Consider the following 14,518-nt stretch of genomic DNA (forward strand, 5'->3'; position numbering starts at 1 on the left):
CCGGCGAAGCAATCGTCGCAAGCCGCACTGCCACCGCCTGCGGATCCGGGGTGGCGATGCGCATATCGTGCCACGGGCGCTCATAGCGTGCCACCCTGACTGCCACCGCCTGCGGATCCGGGGTGGCGATGCGCACGCGTTTGGTGCGGCTCGCCTCCCCCTGCAGGATCTCGATGGCCGAGCGCGGCACGCCGCAGAATTCGGCCAGAAAACGCACGAGCGCCTCGTTCGCCTTTCCTTCCACGGCGGGCGCGGCCACGCGCAGTTTCAGCGCGTTGCCATGGCATCCCGCCCATTGGCTGCGTTTGGCGCCCGGCTGAACGTGCAGCCTCACCACCAAGGCCTCGCGCTCGAGGCGGACCGGCGCCTCGCTCATCCCATCCCACCACCGAGCAACAGCCGCACCAGCAGAAAGCGCAGTTGTCCGCCGGCGATCGCCAGCACCTGCAGCAACAGCAGAAAGACGAGGGGACTCAGGTCGATGCCAGCGATCACCGGGACGACGCGCCGGATCGGCTCGAGCCAGGGCGCGACCAGCGCCTCGGTGAGCATTGCGGCCGAGGCATGAGGATTGACCCAGCTCAAAACCGCCGCGAACAGGACGGCGAAAAAGAGGAGATACCCCAGCACGTAGAACGTCTCGAGTAACCCCCCAAGCACCACCAGACCGGCGAGGCCGCCGAGCGGCAGGAGCGCGAGCTGACCGAACACCGCCATCTTCAGCAGCACGAAGAGCGATTGCGTCGCCCAGGCTAGCCCCAGGCTCACCACGTCCCAGCGCATGCGCGGCTTCAAGGCGCGGCGCAGCGGCAAGACCGCCCAGTCAGTGAGCGCGAGGACGAAGCGGCCCAGCGGGGTGTAGAAAGAGATGCGCTGCGCCTGCATCAGCACCCGCAGCCAGAGCACGGCGGTAAAGGCCTGCGCGAGCGTCCCGAACACCAGATCGAAGAGCTGCTGTCCCATCATCACGGCGCCTCGCCCAGCTGCCGCGCGAGTTCCTGGCTGCGCGCGTAAGCAGCGAACACCGCCTCACGGAGGGTCTCGGCGAACCCGCGTTCATTCAAGCGCGCCAGCGCTGCCTCCGTCGTTCCGCCCTTGGACGTCACGTTCTCGCGCAGGCGCGACAAAGGCTCCTCGCTCTCCCGGGCGAGCCGCACCGCCCCGGCGACCGTAGCCTGCGCCAAGCGCCGGGCAGTGGCAGCGTCGAACCCCAGCGCTTCGCCCGCAGCCTGCAAGGCTTCGAGAAAGGCGAAGACGTAGGCCGGGCCGCTGCCGGAGAGTGCAGTGATCGCGTCGATTTTGCCTTCCTCTTCGACCCAGAGCACCTCGCCCACCGCCGCCATGATGCGCTCGGCCTCCTCGCGCCCCAGCGTATCGACGCTCGGGTCGGCATAGAGCCCCGTGACTCCCGCCCCCACCAAGGCCGGGGTATTCGGCATGGCGCGCACGAGCCGTCGATGGCCGCCGAGCCAGCGTCCGATCACGCCCAGCGGCAGACCCGCGGCGATGCTCAGCACCAGGATTCGCCCCAGACGGCCGGCGAGCGGAGCCACGGCCTCGCGCAGATGTTGGGGTTTGACCGCCAACACGATCACGTCGGTCTCGAACCAGGCATCGTCGAGCACCGGCTGCGCCGCCACACCGAAGCGCGCCTCCAGCGCCCGGCAGCGTACTGCGTCGGGATCCATCACCTGGACTGCGCGCGCACTCGCCACCTGGCGCGCCAACAAGCCGCCGATCAGGGCCTCGGCCATGCGGCCGCCGCCAAGAAAACTGATTCTCATGGTTTCTTCCTCTCCCCGAAGATCGCCGTCCCCAAGCGCACGTGCGTCGCCCCCTCCTCGATGGCAAGGGTGAAATCACCCGACATACCCATCGAGAGCACGTCGAGCTCGAGCCCCATCGCGCGCAGGTCCTCCAGACAATGGCGCAGCGTGCGAAAGCGCGCACGTAACACGGTCTCGTCGGACGTCGGCTCCGGAATGCACATCAGACCGCGCAAACGCAGACCAGGCAGCGCCGCCACCGCCTGCGCGAGCGCCGGCACCTCGGCCGGCGCCACGCCGGACTTGCTCGCTTCGCCGCTCACATTGGCCTGCAATAGCACCTGCAGCGGCCCCAATGCGGCCGGCCGCTGCGCCGCCAGCCGTTCGGCCACTTTCAGCCGATCGAGGGAATGCACCCAGGCGAAGTGCTCGGCGATGGCGCGCGTCTTGTTGCTCTGGATCGGGCCGATGAAATGCCATTCGAGTGGCAGATCCGCGAGCGCCTCGACCTTGGCCACGCCTTCTTGCACATAGTTCTCGCCGAATACCCTCTGTCCGCAGGCAAAAGCCGCACGCACGGATTCCGGCGGCTGGGTCTTCGACACCGCCACGATCGTCACCGAGCCGGGAGAACGCCCGGCGCGCACCTCGACCTCGGCCACGCGCGCACGCAACGCGTCGAGCCGATGACACAAAAGTTCCTCGCGATGCGGTGAATCCGCTACAATCGCCATTCCGAAGCCATACTCCGAGTCCAAGACCGCATCGAGTATAGCATCGCCGCCATCCGCCTCCCAGGAGTCTGTATGGACATCACCGAACTGCTCGCCTTTTCCGTCAAGAACAAGGCTTCCGACCTCCACCTCTCCGCCGGCCTGCCGCCGATGCTGCGCATCAACGGCGACATCCGACGCATCAACCTCCCCACGCTCGCCGATGCCGACGTCAAGGCGCTCGTCTACGACATCATGAACGATGCGCAGCGCAAGAACTTCGAAGAGCATCTGGAAGCGGATTTTTCCTTCGAAGTCCCCGGCATCGCCCGCTTCCGGGTCAATGCGTTCATGCAGGACCGCGGCATGGGAGCGGCCTTTCGCACCATCCCGAGCAAAGTTCTCACCTTGGAGGATCTCTCCGCCCCCCCTGTGTTCAAGACCATCTGCGATCAGCCCCGCGGCATCGTGCTCGTCACCGGCCCGACCGGCTCGGGGAAATCGACCACTCTGGCAGCGATGCTCGATTACATCAACACGCATCAACCGGTCCATATCCTCACCATCGAAGATCCCATCGAATTCGTCCACGAGCCGAAGAAAGCTCTCATCAACCAGCGCGAAGTCCATCGCGATACCCATTCTTTCGAGAATGCGCTGCGCTCGGCGTTGCGCGAAGACCCGGACGTGATCCTGGTGGGTGAAATGCGCGACATCGAAACCATCCGGCTCGCGCTCACCGCCGCCGAGACCGGTCACCTCGTTTTCGCCACCTTGCACACCTCTTCGGCCGCCAAGACGATCGACCGGATCGTGGACGTCTTCCCGGCCGCCGAGAAAGAGATGGTGCGATCGATGCTTTCCGAATCCCTGCGTGCCGTCATCTCGCAGGTGCTGCTCAAGCGCAAGGACGGCACCGGTCGCGTGGCGGCACATGAAATCATGATTGCCAACGCCGCCATCCGCAACCTCATCCGCGAGAACAAGGTGGCCCAGATGTATTCCATCATCCAGACCAATCAGGCCATCGGCATGCAGACGCTGGATCAGTGCCTCATGGAGCTGGTGCGCCAGCAGGTGATCTCGGTCGACGAAGCCCGGTCGGTGGCGCAGAACAAGGATCAGTTCCAAGTTGCTCCTACGCGCGTCATCCAGGTCGCTGGTGGAATTCCACCCAAGCAATAATCGGCTCAGGACCGTCATCATGCAAAAAGACCAATCGCTGCGCTTCGTCAACGACCTACTCAAGCTCGCCAAGCAGAAAAAGGCTTCCGACCTTTTCATCACCCCGGATTTTCCCCCGGCGCTGAAGATCGACGGCAAAGTCACTCCGCAAACGGCACAGCCGCTGACCGCCGTCCATACCGCCGAAATCGCCCGTGCCTTGATGAACGACCGCCAGGCCGCCGAGTTCGAGGCGACCAAGGAATGCAACTTCGCCATCAATCCCACGGGAATCGGGCGTTTTCGCGTCAATGCCTATCTCGAGAAAGGGGCCGTCGCCTTGGTCCTTCGTGCCATCGCCGACCGGATCCCGACTTTCGAGGAGCTGATGCTGCCCCCCATTCTCAAGGAAATCGCCATGCTCAAGCGCGGCCTGGTGGTCTTCGTCGGCGGCACCGGTACCGGCAAGAGCACCTCGCTTGCGGCGCTCGTGGATTACCGCAACGAGAATTCCTTCGGTCACATCATCACCATCGAAGATCCGATCGAATTCGTGCACACGCACAAGAACTGCATCGTGTCGCAACGGGAGATCGGCATCGACACCGAAAACTGGGAAATCGCCCTGAAGAACACCTTGCGCCAAGCCCCGGACGTCATCATGATGGGCGAGATCCGCGATCGTGAGACGATGGACTACGCCATCGCTTTCGCCGAAACCGGTCACCTCGCGCTCGCCACGCTGCACGCCAACAGCGCCAACCAAGCGCTCGATCGCATCATCAACTTCTTCCCCGAAGACCGGCGCCAGCAGCTGCTCATGGATCTCTCGCTCAACCTGCGCGCCTTCGTGTCGCAGCGCCTGCTGCCACGAGCCGACGGCCCCGGCCGCGTCCCAGCCGTAGAAATCATGCTCAACTCGCCCCTCATCGCCGATCTCATCTTCAAAGGGGAGGTGGGCGAGATCAAGGACGTAATGAAACGCTCGCGTGAACTGGGTATGCAGACCTTCGACCAGTCCCTCTTCGACCTCTACGAGGCAGGGCTCATTCGCTACGAAGACGCGCTGCGCTATGCCGACTCGGTCAACGACCTGCGGCTGCAGATCAAGCTCTACAGCAAGCGGGAAGACAAACCCGACATTCGTCCGCCCGATGGCCTCGACGTCCTCTGAGGAAACGCTGAATAATTGGCTGCGCGGGCGAATCGCTGCGTTGCGCGGTGCTCGCTCCCTCGCCTATCTACTCGATATGTCTCGGTCGCTGCGCTCCGTGCGCCTTGCGCTTCATCCCGCTCGCTCATTTCTTCAGCGTCTCCCTGAGGGCATGCCTCACGGCGGCGTACTGGCGCGCCGCCGCATCGGGCCAGCCACGAGGCGGTATTCCAAAAGGCGGCACTCCAACGCCCCGTTGAAGAGCGGCACGCGCCGACTCGCCTTGAGCCCGATGCCGCGCGGCAATTCCGGATCGGCGGTAAGGATCCACGCGCGCCAGCCCGTCCAATGGCGTTTGAGGGCATCGCCCAGGCGCGGATACCACGCGGCCAGCCGCTGCGCCTCGTCGAGTCGCACGCCGTAGGGCGGATTGGCCACCAAAACGCCTTCCGGTGCCGGGGCAACCAGCTCTGCCACATCGGCCACCTGCCAGTGCACCGCCTCCTCCAAGCCCGCTGCGGCAAGGTTCTCGCGCGCTGCTGCCATCATCGCCGCGTCGACGTCGGACCCCCATAACTTCAGCGGCGTATCATGGCGCAGCGCCTCGGCTCGCCGGCGCAATGCTTGCCACTGCGTCGAATCGAAATTTTCCAGCTTTTCCAGGGCGAACCCCCGCGCGAGCCCCGGGGCGATGCCGCGCGCGGCCATCGCCGCTTCGAGCAGAAAAGTCCCGCTGCCGCACATCGGATCGACCAGCGGCTCGTCCGGCCGCCAGCCGGTGAGCATAAGGATCCCCGCCGCGAGATTTTCCTTCAAGGGCGCGGCGACCGTCGAGCGTTTGAAACCGCGACGGTAGAGCGGCTCACCGCTCAAGTCGAGGTAGAGCCGCGCGCGCCGCTCTTGCAGGAAAACCCAGATGCGTATTTCCGGCGTGGCGGTATCGACACTGGGTCGCGTGCCCAGCTGGGTGCGAAATCGATCGCAGATCGCATCCTTGACCCGCAGCGCCGCGAATTCGAGGCTACGCAAAGGAGAGCGCTGCGCGCGCACATCGACGCGGATCGCGCGCTCCACGGCGAAATACCGTGGCCAGGGAACGTCGCGGGCCAGGCGATAGAGTTCGTCCTCGTTGCGATAGCCACCTTCCCCCACTTGCCACAGTACGCGCGTGGCGATGCGGCTCGTCAGGTTCAGCCAGGCACCGAGCGCAAACTCGCCGGCAAACCCCACCCCGGCAGAAGCCGGCTCGGGCCGCTCGACCCCCAAGCTCGCCAACTCCTGGGCGAGCACCCCCTCCAGACCCCGCGGACAAGGGACGAAAAAGCGCTCGCTCACGCCGCCTCCTCAAAAAGGTTTCAACACGGCGAGGAACACCACCGCCGTGAGCACCAGCACGGGAATCTCGTTGAAGACCCGGTACCAGCGATGCGTGTGCCGGTTGCGTCCTTCGGCGAAGGCGCGCAGCAGGCGGCCGCACGCCAGGTGATAGACGACGAGAAAGGCTACGAGCAGCGTCTTCGCATGCAGCCAGCCGCCGGAAAAGTCGAAGCCGAACCACAGCCACAGACCGAAGACGATCGCGAGCACCCCCAAAGGCGTCATGAAGCGGTAGAGCTTGCGCGCCATCACCAAGAGATGCGCCCGCACCGCCGGCTCGTTCTCGACCATCGCCAGATTGACGAAGATGCGCGGCAGGTAGAAGAGCCCGGCGAACCAGCTCACGACGAAGATAATGTGCAGGGATTTGACGACCAGCATGGACTGATTCTCCTTTTGGGCACCTCGAATAACCTCCTGCGCGACGGTTCTTCGAGCCACTCATCCGTTACTTACCATGGGCTGCGAGCGCCGCCAACACACCCTCCACCGTCGGATGGCGCAGGCGCAGGCGCAATTCCCGCCGCAACCGCTCGGAACGCAGACGGCGCGATTCTCGCATGAAGGAGGCCGTGGCGGACGGTACCGCCGCCAGCGCCTCGGCCAGGGGCAGGCGCGGCGGTGCCGGCAAGTCGAAGGTTTCTGCGAGCCGTTCGTAGAATTCGCTCAAGGTGAGCTCGCTTTGATCGACCACGTGATAGGCGCGCAAGCTCGCCCCCCGGAAGGTGGCAAGCCACAAGGCACGGGCGAGATCGTCGGCGTGGATGTGGTTGGTCCATACCGGCTCGCGCGGCACCGGCCAGCCACGGCGCAGCCGCTCCAAGGGCAAGCGATCCTCGGCGTAAATCCCCGGCGCGCGCAGGATCGTCAGGCGAACCCCCAGACGGCGCGCAAAGCCGCGCCAGCGGTGCTCGGCCGCGAGACGACGTTTTCCCCGGGCGGTTTGCGGCCGCGGCGGATCGGATTCTCTCACCCAAGCGCCCCCCCGATCGCCGTAGATGCCGCTCGTGCCGACATAGACCAGGCGGCGGGGGCGCCTTCCGCAGCGAGCCAACGCCGCCGCGAGACGCCGCGAGCGGGGATCCTCCGTCCCCTCGGCTGGCGGCGGTGCGAGCATCCACACCCAAGGCGCGAGCCCGGCGAGGCGACACAGACTGCGCCGGTCGTCGAGATCGGCGATCAGCACCTTCGCCCCCCTCTCACGCCAGGCCGTCGCCGCCTCGGGACGACGCACCACAACGACGACGCGAACCCCGGCAGGCAGAAAACGCATCGCCCGTGCCGCCACGTCGCCCGCCCCAACCACCAGCAATCTCCTTGCCCGCTTCATGCTATCCTTTCGCGATTTCTGCGTCACGCTGGATGCACAAGCCTACCATGAACGCCACCGTCCGCATCGTCGACCATCCCGGCGCCGACTTCCGCGTCACACCGGATCAGACCGTGCTCGAAGCGGCGCTCGCCGCCGGCCTGCTGTTGCCCTACGGCTGCCGCGACGGCGCCTGCGGCGCCTGCCGCGCCCGGCTCATCGAAGGCCGGGTCGAATACACCGGTCCCGTGGCCGCCTCGGCGCTCACCGAAGAAGAACAAGCGCAAGGCTGGTTCCTGCCCTGTCGCGCCCGGGCGATCACGGATCTCGTCATCGCCGTGCGCGAGCTGCGCCGTGCCGACGACTTCCCGGTCCAAAAATTCCCCGCCCGGGTCGAACACCTGGAGCGTGCCGCCGAAGACGTGATGATCCTCACCCTCAAACGGCCGGCGAGCCTTGATTTCCGCTTCCGGGCCGGCCAGTACGTAGACGTGCTGCTGCCCGACGGGGCGCGGCGCAGCTTCTCGCTCGCCAATGCCCCGGAGGAAAACGATTTCCTCGAACTCCACATCCGGCTCGTGCCCGGCGGCCGCTTCACCACGCACGTCTTCACAGCGATGAAGCCCAAGGAAATGCTGCGACTCGAGGGGCCGCTCGGTAGTTTCTTTCTGCGAGAGGAAAGCGAAGCACCGATCCTCTTCCTCGCTGGCGGTACGGGATTTGCTCCGATCCAATCGATGCTGCGGCACATGCACCATGCCGGCATCGCCCGTCCCACCATGCTTTACTGGGGCGCACGCACGCGTGCCGGCCTTTATCGGCACGAATGGCTCGAACGCTTCACCGCCGAACATCCTTGGCTGCGCTACGTTCCCGTACTCTCGGAGCCCCTCGTCGAGGATCGCTGGGAAGGGCGCACCGCGCTCGTGCACCGCGCCGTGCTACAGGATCTGCCGACACTCGCCGGCCACGAAGTCTATGCCTGCGGCGCCCCGGCAATGATCGAAGCGGCGCGGCGCGACTTTCTGGCCCACGGCATGGATGCCGATTCTTTCTTCAGCGATGCATTCACCTTCGCCACGAGCCCTACATGAGCGACAGCGCCACCGTCCTGACGCGCGAACCCACCGTCAATCGCAAACAGGCGATCACCGCCAACCGCCTGTTCCTGCACGCCTCCTCGACGCAAGCCGCGCTCGAAGAACTAACCCGCTTGCGCCCCTATTGGCCGGCTGCACACACGGTCTTCCTCTCTTTCGGACGCCTGGTTCCGGGGCCCGAACTTCTCGATTGGTCCTGGCCCGAAGGGACCTTTCTCGAGATCCCCGCTCCCGCCCTCACCCACCCCAAAGTCCAGGCCCTCTTGCCTCTCGTCCATGCCCAAGGGATTCCCCTCTGCCTCGGTTGGTATGACGGCGTAAGTCCCGTTCCTCCCCTGGGCGATTGGCGCTTCACCTTGGTCGACCTACGACGCAGTTTCGTTCCCGGGCAGGCACCGGGCATCGCGCTTGCTTGGGGCCTAACCGATCCCGCTGCCTTCGCCGACATCATCGCACGAGGGTTTTCCGGCGCCTGCGGTTGGTTCTTCCTGCACAGCACCCCAGAAACACCCCAGAAACGCGCCACGCCCAGCTTCGGTATCGTCTTGCAGCTCATCCAGAAACTTCAACACGACGCCGACCTCGCCGAGATCGAAGAACTCCTGAAACGAGACGTCGCGCTAAGCTATCGCCTGTTGCGCTACATCAATTCGGCCGGGATGGGGCTGATGTGTGAAGTGACCTCGTTCCGGCACGCGGTCCAGATCCTCGGTTACCGTAATCTGCTGAAATGGTTGTCGTTACTGCTGCTCAATGCCTCGCAGCATCCCTCGCAGCAAGCCCTTGCCCAAACGTCCCTCGTCCGGGGGCGACTCATGGAAGAGATCGGCAAAGGATTTTTTTCTGCCGAGGTGACGGAACAGCTGTTTCTGTGCGGCGTCTTTTCCATCCTCGACGTCTTGCTGGGAATACCAATGACGGAAGTACTACAGCACATCACCGTGAGCGAGGCGATACGAGAAGCGCTCATCCGCAGCCAAGGGGAATTCGCCCCTTTCCTCGAGCTCGCTCGAGCATGCGAAAGCCCCGATGCAACCCTCCTGCGTCATCATGCAGAAAAACTCGAACTTGCGCCCACCGTCCTGAACCGGGCGCATCTCACGGCGCTGGAATACGCCGACCGACTCAACGCCTGAAAAAACGCCGCGGTCCTGAAATGCACCGCGGCGCGACAATCTCACTTCAGCGTCAGGATCCAGCGAACGAGTTTTTCGATGTCGGCTTCCGGCACTTGCGCATTGGGCGGCATGGGCACCGGCCCCCACACACCCGAACCGCCGTTCTTCACTTTCTGCACCAGTTTGGGTACGTCGGCCTCGGTGTATTTCTTGGCCACGTCCTTGTAGGCCGGACCGACCAGTTTCTTGTCGGTGGCATGGCAGGCCACGCAGCCGTATTTCTTCATGAGCGCTTCGCCATCCACCGCATCGGCGGCCAGCGCCGGACCCGCCAGGAACAGCGCCGCAGCGCCAACCCAGAGTGCCTTGTGCATCGTACTCTCCTTTGAGTCACTGAAAAAAGTTCGAAGCGACCGGCGAGAGGCACTGCCGGCGTCTTCGTCGCTCAAACCGCGGCCTCTCCCGCGGCGCGAGGCGCTATGTTAACCCAAACTGAACGCGCCCACATCATTCATCCTAATCCTGGCGCCGGGGAAAACAAGCGCTTTTTACGAAGCGCAACAATCGGCACTCATTGCCGGATCTCCTCGGGCAAAGTGTGCGGCAGCAAGCCGACGCGCGAGGCGCGCACCGGGGAGATGTCCAACCCGCCGCGGCGGGTGTAGCAGGCAAGCACCATCAGTTCCTGCATCCCCAGGCGCCACAGGTCGCGGTAGATGCGCTCGACGCATTGTTCGTGGAATTCCTGCTGCGCGCGAAAGGAGACGACGTAGCGCAGGAATGAAGCTGGATCGATCACCGGTCCCAGGGCGTGCACGACGACGCAGCCCCAGTCGGGTTGTCCCGTCACGGGGCAGTTCGACTTGAGCAGATGACTCACGAGCCGCTGCGCCCTTGGCGTTTCCTCGGCGATGCGCAGCAGCGCCGGATCGTAGCGATAGGTCTCGATTTCCACCGGCAGCTCGTCGACGCAATACCCCTCGGGATAGCCCGGCGCGCGCTGCGGCCGAGCCGAGAGCGGTGCAATCGCCACCTCCACCGACGCCCCGGCTGCCCGCGACAGATCGGTCCGGATCGTGGCCGCGACCGCCTCGACCTCGGGAAAACGCGTGCCGCCCAAGCCGTTGAGGTAGAGCTTCAGCGACTTCGATTCGATGAGACAGGGCGAATCGCAGGGCACGCGCAAGCGCGCCAGCGCCGCTACCGGTTTGCCGCGCTCATCGAGCCAAGAGAGCTCATAGGCATGCCACTCGTCGAAACCGACGAAAGGCGGCGGATCGAGGTCGCGGCGCGTCTGCGCACGCTCGATCGGTGTAAGCACGCCGGGGTCGTAGGACGAAGGAACCGCCACCTGACGTCCGAGCCACAATTCACTCATGGTCGATCATCCGAAGAGAGAATGCAGCATCTTCGCGAGCAACGCGAGCAACACCAAGGCGAAGATGCGCTTGAGCGTGCGCACCGGCAGGCGATGAGCGAGCGCAGCCCCCAGCGGGGCGGTGAAATAGCTCACGGCGCTCACTCCGATCACCGCCGGCAAATAGACGTAGCCCAGCGAATAGGGTGGCAATCCCGGATGTCCCCAGCCCATGACGATATAGCCAATCGCGCCCGCGAAGGCGATCGGCAGCCCCAAGGCGGCGGACGTGCCGATGGCGCGATGCGCCGGCACGTTGCACCAGGTGAGAAAAGGGACGGTGAGCGAGCCTCCGCCGATCGCCACCAGCGCCGACACCGCCCCGATCACGGCGCCGGCGGTCGCCAACCCCCAGGGGCCGGGCAGCTGACGCGAAGGCTTGGGTTTGATGTCGAGCAACATCTGCACGCAGACGTAGGCGATGAAGCAGGCAAAGAAGATCGCCAATGGCCGGGAGGGCAAAGCAGCAGCGATGAACGAGGCGAGGAAAATGCCGACGAGTACGCCCGGCCCCATGGTGCGCACTACGCCCCACTCCACCGCCCCGCGCGCATGATGCGCCCGGGAGCTGCTCACCGAGGTGAGCACGATGCTCGCCATGGAAGTCCCTAGCGCCAGGTGCACGACGTTCTCGGTCGGGAATCCCTGGGCGGTGTAGAGCGAGGTGAGGATCGGCACCATGATCGCCCCGCCGCCCACACCGAGCAGACCGGCGAAGATGCCGACCACGGCACCGAGCAGCGGATAGGCCAGCCACCATGCGTCCATCGCGTGCCCCATGAAAAAACCCGGACTAAGCCGGGTTTGGCGAAGGAGATCCCCCGCGAGCGCCGATCGGGCCGATGCTCCTGAACCCGAGGTTCAGGTTGGTCGCTTTCCTTCCGCCTCAGGCACGCCCGTAGAGGGCGCGCACACTGGCGGTTTCTCGGGGCCGCGACCCATCGTCACGATATTGGTTCTAGGATCGTACGACCCTCCCGAACGCCGCAGGGGAAACCTGAGGGCAACGGCTACAAGGGGCAATCGTATTGACTCAACACCCCATCGAGCCGTGCACCGATGAGCTCAATTCTACGCTTGAAACGTGTGATGTCAAACCCTCCCTGCTGCTGTAGCTTGACCAGGTCGAGCGCCACTTCCAGAGCCGTCCATAGCACCAGCTTCTCGCCGCTCAGCCCCGAGCGTTTCGCCAGGGCGGAGATACGCTCGTCGAGCAGTTTTGCCGCCTGGGCCAGCGGCTCCGCCTCGCCCGCCTCACACTCCAGGCGGTAGGTTCGCCCCATCAGGGTCACGTCGACGTGCGTTTCAGACATCGCTCGTCTCCGCCGGTTCGAGCAGGGTCACGGCACGCTCGATGCCACGAATCGCCTGGGCGAGCTTACCCTCAAGGATGCGCTTGTCGGCTTCGAGCTGCGCCACCTGGCGTTGCAATCGCTGATTGTGCGCGCTCAGACGCTCGACGAGCTGCGCGAGCCGCTCGGCCTGGCGTTCGAGATGCGCGAGTTCGGTTTCCATCGCTTACCTCCGCAGTTGCCCGAGATCGCGCACGGCCCCGGTATCGGCGCTGGTGGTGAGCGCCGCGTAGGACTGCAGCGCCACCGAGACCTGGCGCTGGCGCGAAGCCGGACGCCAGGCAGCCTCCCCTTTGGCCTCCATCGCCGCGCGCCGACGCGCGAGCTCCTCGTCAGCCACCGCCAGATGGATGCGCCGCTGCGGGATGTCGATCTCGATCGTGTCGCCCTCTTCGATGAGCGCGATCGTGCCGCCGCAGGCGGCTTCCGGCGAAACGTGCCCGATGGAGAGACCCGAGGTTCCACCGGAGAAACGTCCGTCGGTGAGGAGCGCACAGGATTTCCCCAAGCCTTTGGATTTCAGATAACTCGTGGGATAGAGCATCTCCTGCATGCCCGGCCCCCCTTTGGGGCCTTCGTATCGCACCACCACCACGTCGCCGGGCTGGATTTTGTCGCCGAGGATGGCTGCGACGGTTTCCTCTTGACTCTCGAAGACGCGGGCACGCCCGCGAAAAACCCAGATCGACTCGTCCACGCCCGCCGTCTTGACGATGCAGCCCTTGGGCGCGAGGTTGCCGTAGAGTACCGCCAGCCCGCCGTCCCGGGAAAAGGCGTTGGCCTGGTCGCGAATCACCCCGGCGGTACGGTCCATGTCGAGCGAGGGATAACGCCGCTCCTGCGAGAAGGGGCGCTGGGTCGGCACGCCGCCAGGAGCGGCGCGATAGAACTCGAAAACGTCGAGCGCCGAAGTCTGCATGACGTCCCAGTGCGCCAGCGCCGCCCGCAGCGTCGGGCTGTGCACGGTGGGCACCTCGTCGTGCAGCAATCCGGCACGCTGCAGCTCGCCCAGAATGCCCATCACACCGCCCGCGCGATGCACGTCCTCGACATGGACCGTGCTCACCGCCGGAGCCACTTTGCACAGACAGGGCACCTGGCGCGAGATGCGGTCGATGTCGGCCATGGTGAAGGGCACTCCGGCCTCGTGCGCCGCGGCGAGCAGGTGCAGCACGGTATTGGTCGACCCGCCCATGGCGACGTCGAGCGACATGGCGTTCTCGAACGCGGCCAGGGTGGCAATGCGCCGCGGCAGCACGGATTCGTCACCCTGCTCGTAATAGCGCTTGGCGAGTTCGACGATGAGCCGCCCGGCGCGGCGGAAAAGCCCTTCGCGGTCGCGGTGCGTGGCCACGAGCGTGCCGTTGCCCGGCAGCGCCAGCCCCAATGCCTCCGTGAGGCAGTTCATCGAGTTGGCGGTGAACATCCCAGAGCAGGAGCCGCAGGTGGGGCAGGCCGAACGCTCAACGAGCGCGACTTCCTCGTCGCTCGCGTTGGGGTCGGCCGCCTTCACCATGGCGTCGACCAGATCGAGCGAGAGGTCCTGATCCTTCCAGCGCACCTTGCCGGCTTCCATCGGGCCGCCGGAGACGAAGACCACGGGGATATTGAGCCGCAAGGCGGCCATGAGCATGCCCGGAGTGATCTTGTCGCAATTGGAGATGCATACCAGCGCATCGGCGCAGTGCGCATTGACCATGTATTCGACCGAATCGGCGATCAGATCGCGCGAAGGCAGGGAATAGAGCATGCCCTGGTGTCCCATGGCGATGCCGTCGTCGATGGCGATGGTGTGGAACTCCTTGGCCACGCCACCCGCCTTTTCGATCTCCTCGGCCACGAGGCGACCGAGATCGCGCAGGTGCACGTGCCCGGGCACGAAGTCGGTGAAGCTGTTGGCGATGGCGATGATCGGCTTGCCGAAATCCTCTTCCTTCATGCCGGTGGCGCGCCACAGGGCGCGGGCGCCGGCCATGTTGCGGCCGTGGGTGCTGGTGCGGGAGCGATACTGCGGCATGGGAGGTCCTCGAACGTCGGCTATGATGTCCG

The 14,518-nt window shown here is 65.1% G+C and carries 16 protein-coding genes, 1 other RNA gene and 1 pseudogene; 4 read left to right on the top strand and 14 right to left on the bottom strand.

Annotation, left to right across the window (positions count from 1 at the left end; all coding sequences use genetic code 11):
• Positions 1-100: 100 nt before the first annotated feature.
• The 4 genes and pseudogenes from H607_RS11600 to H607_RS0103750 all read right to left on the bottom strand — a co-directional run.
• Positions 101-376 (bottom strand): annotated as a pseudogene (locus tag H607_RS11600) (DUF167 domain-containing protein); the annotation flags it as partial.
• Positions 373-966: a YggT family protein gene (locus H607_RS0103740; RefSeq protein WP_051240622.1), complete on the bottom strand. Its 594-nt coding sequence runs from the start codon at positions 964-966 to the stop codon at positions 373-375. The pseudogene H607_RS11600 and the gene H607_RS0103740, both read right to left, overlap by 4 nt.
• On the bottom strand, positions 966-1,784 hold the full coding sequence (proC, locus tag H607_RS0103745; RefSeq protein WP_028874323.1) for a pyrroline-5-carboxylate reductase: 819 nt from the start codon (positions 1,782-1,784) through the stop codon (positions 966-968). Before proC ends, H607_RS0103740 begins: the two co-directional genes overlap by 1 nt.
• Positions 1,781-2,500 (bottom strand): YggS family pyridoxal phosphate-dependent enzyme, encoded by a 720-nt coding sequence (locus tag H607_RS0103750; protein ID WP_051240623.1) that lies wholly within the window; start codon positions 2,498-2,500, stop codon positions 1,781-1,783. Before H607_RS0103750 ends, proC begins: the two co-directional genes overlap by 4 nt.
• Before the next feature lie 72 nt (positions 2,501-2,572).
• Here H607_RS0103750 and H607_RS11605 point away from each other — a divergent pair, with 72 nt between their 5' ends.
• Positions 2,573-3,664 carry a type IV pilus twitching motility protein PilT gene (locus H607_RS11605; RefSeq protein ID WP_051240624.1) on the top strand — a complete coding sequence of 364 codons (1,092 nt, stop codon included), beginning with the start codon at positions 2,573-2,575 and terminating at the stop codon, positions 3,662-3,664.
• Positions 3,665-3,683: 19 nt separating this feature from the next.
• Positions 3,684-4,817, top strand: coding sequence for a PilT/PilU family type 4a pilus ATPase (locus tag H607_RS0103760; protein WP_028874325.1), 1,134 nt, complete (start codon positions 3,684-3,686; stop codon positions 4,815-4,817).
• A gap of 156 nt (positions 4,818-4,973) precedes the next feature.
• Here the strand turns inward: H607_RS0103760 and H607_RS0103765 are convergent, their stop codons facing one another.
• The 3 genes from H607_RS0103765 to H607_RS0103775 form a co-directional block, all read right to left on the bottom strand.
• Positions 4,974-6,131: a THUMP domain-containing class I SAM-dependent RNA methyltransferase gene (locus H607_RS0103765; protein ID WP_028874326.1), complete on the bottom strand. Its 1,158-nt coding sequence runs from the start codon at positions 6,129-6,131 to the stop codon at positions 4,974-4,976.
• A 9-nt stretch (positions 6,132-6,140) separates the two neighbouring features.
• A complete protein-coding gene (locus H607_RS0103770; protein ID WP_028874327.1) occupies positions 6,141-6,554 on the bottom strand; it encodes a CopD family protein in 414 nt (137 codons plus the stop codon).
• Between the two features lie 67 nt (positions 6,555-6,621).
• Complete coding sequence (locus H607_RS0103775; protein WP_037989426.1) at positions 6,622-7,503, bottom strand: NAD-dependent epimerase/dehydratase family protein; 882 nt, start codon at positions 7,501-7,503, stop codon at positions 6,622-6,624.
• Positions 7,504-7,550: 47 nt separating this feature from the next.
• Here H607_RS0103775 and H607_RS0103780 point away from each other — a divergent pair, with 47 nt between their 5' ends.
• Together H607_RS0103780 and H607_RS0103785 are read left to right on the top strand one after the other, a co-directional pair.
• Entirely contained in the window at positions 7,551-8,576 is a 1,026-nt protein-coding gene (locus H607_RS0103780) for a CDP-6-deoxy-delta-3,4-glucoseen reductase (protein WP_028874329.1), read from the top strand.
• Positions 8,573-9,718 carry an EAL and HDOD domain-containing protein gene (locus H607_RS0103785; protein ID WP_028874330.1) on the top strand — a complete coding sequence of 382 codons (1,146 nt, stop codon included), beginning with the start codon at positions 8,573-8,575 and terminating at the stop codon, positions 9,716-9,718. The genes H607_RS0103780 and H607_RS0103785 overlap by 4 nt, the downstream gene beginning before the upstream one ends.
• A gap of 41 nt (positions 9,719-9,759) precedes the next feature.
• On the opposite strand, the gene H607_RS0103790 is transcribed toward H607_RS0103785, so the two are convergent.
• From H607_RS0103790 to ilvD, 7 genes are all read right to left on the bottom strand, one after another.
• Positions 9,760-10,074 carry a c-type cytochrome gene (locus tag H607_RS0103790; RefSeq protein ID WP_028874331.1) on the bottom strand — a complete coding sequence of 105 codons (315 nt, stop codon included), beginning with the start codon at positions 10,072-10,074 and terminating at the stop codon, positions 9,760-9,762.
• A gap of 197 nt (positions 10,075-10,271) precedes the next feature.
• Positions 10,272-11,078, bottom strand: coding sequence for an NADPH-dependent 7-cyano-7-deazaguanine reductase QueF (queF, locus tag H607_RS0103795; protein WP_028874332.1), 807 nt, complete (start codon positions 11,076-11,078; stop codon positions 10,272-10,274).
• 6 nt (positions 11,079-11,084) lie between these two features.
• Complete coding sequence (locus H607_RS0103800; protein WP_028874333.1) at positions 11,085-11,885, bottom strand: sulfite exporter TauE/SafE family protein; 801 nt, start codon at positions 11,883-11,885, stop codon at positions 11,085-11,087.
• A 46-nt stretch (positions 11,886-11,931) separates the two neighbouring features.
• Positions 11,932-12,113: non-coding RNA, 6S RNA (gene ssrS / locus H607_RS13785), on the bottom strand.
• A gap of 14 nt (positions 12,114-12,127) precedes the next feature.
• On the bottom strand, positions 12,128-12,430 hold the full coding sequence (locus tag H607_RS0103805) for a cell division protein ZapA (RefSeq protein WP_028874334.1): 303 nt from the start codon (positions 12,428-12,430) through the stop codon (positions 12,128-12,130).
• Complete coding sequence (locus H607_RS11610; protein ID WP_037989428.1) at positions 12,423-12,632, bottom strand: hypothetical protein; 210 nt, start codon at positions 12,630-12,632, stop codon at positions 12,423-12,425. Before H607_RS11610 ends, H607_RS0103805 begins: the two co-directional genes overlap by 8 nt.
• Positions 12,633-12,635: 3 nt before the next feature.
• Positions 12,636-14,486: a dihydroxy-acid dehydratase gene (ilvD, locus tag H607_RS0103815; RefSeq protein ID WP_028874335.1), complete on the bottom strand. Its 1,851-nt coding sequence runs from the start codon at positions 14,484-14,486 to the stop codon at positions 12,636-12,638.
• Between the last annotated feature and the right edge of the window lie 32 nt (positions 14,487-14,518).

The sequence above is a fragment of the Tepidiphilus margaritifer DSM 15129 genome (assembly GCF_000425565.1).
Taxonomy (GTDB): domain Bacteria; phylum Pseudomonadota; class Gammaproteobacteria; order Burkholderiales; family Rhodocyclaceae; genus Tepidiphilus; species Tepidiphilus margaritifer.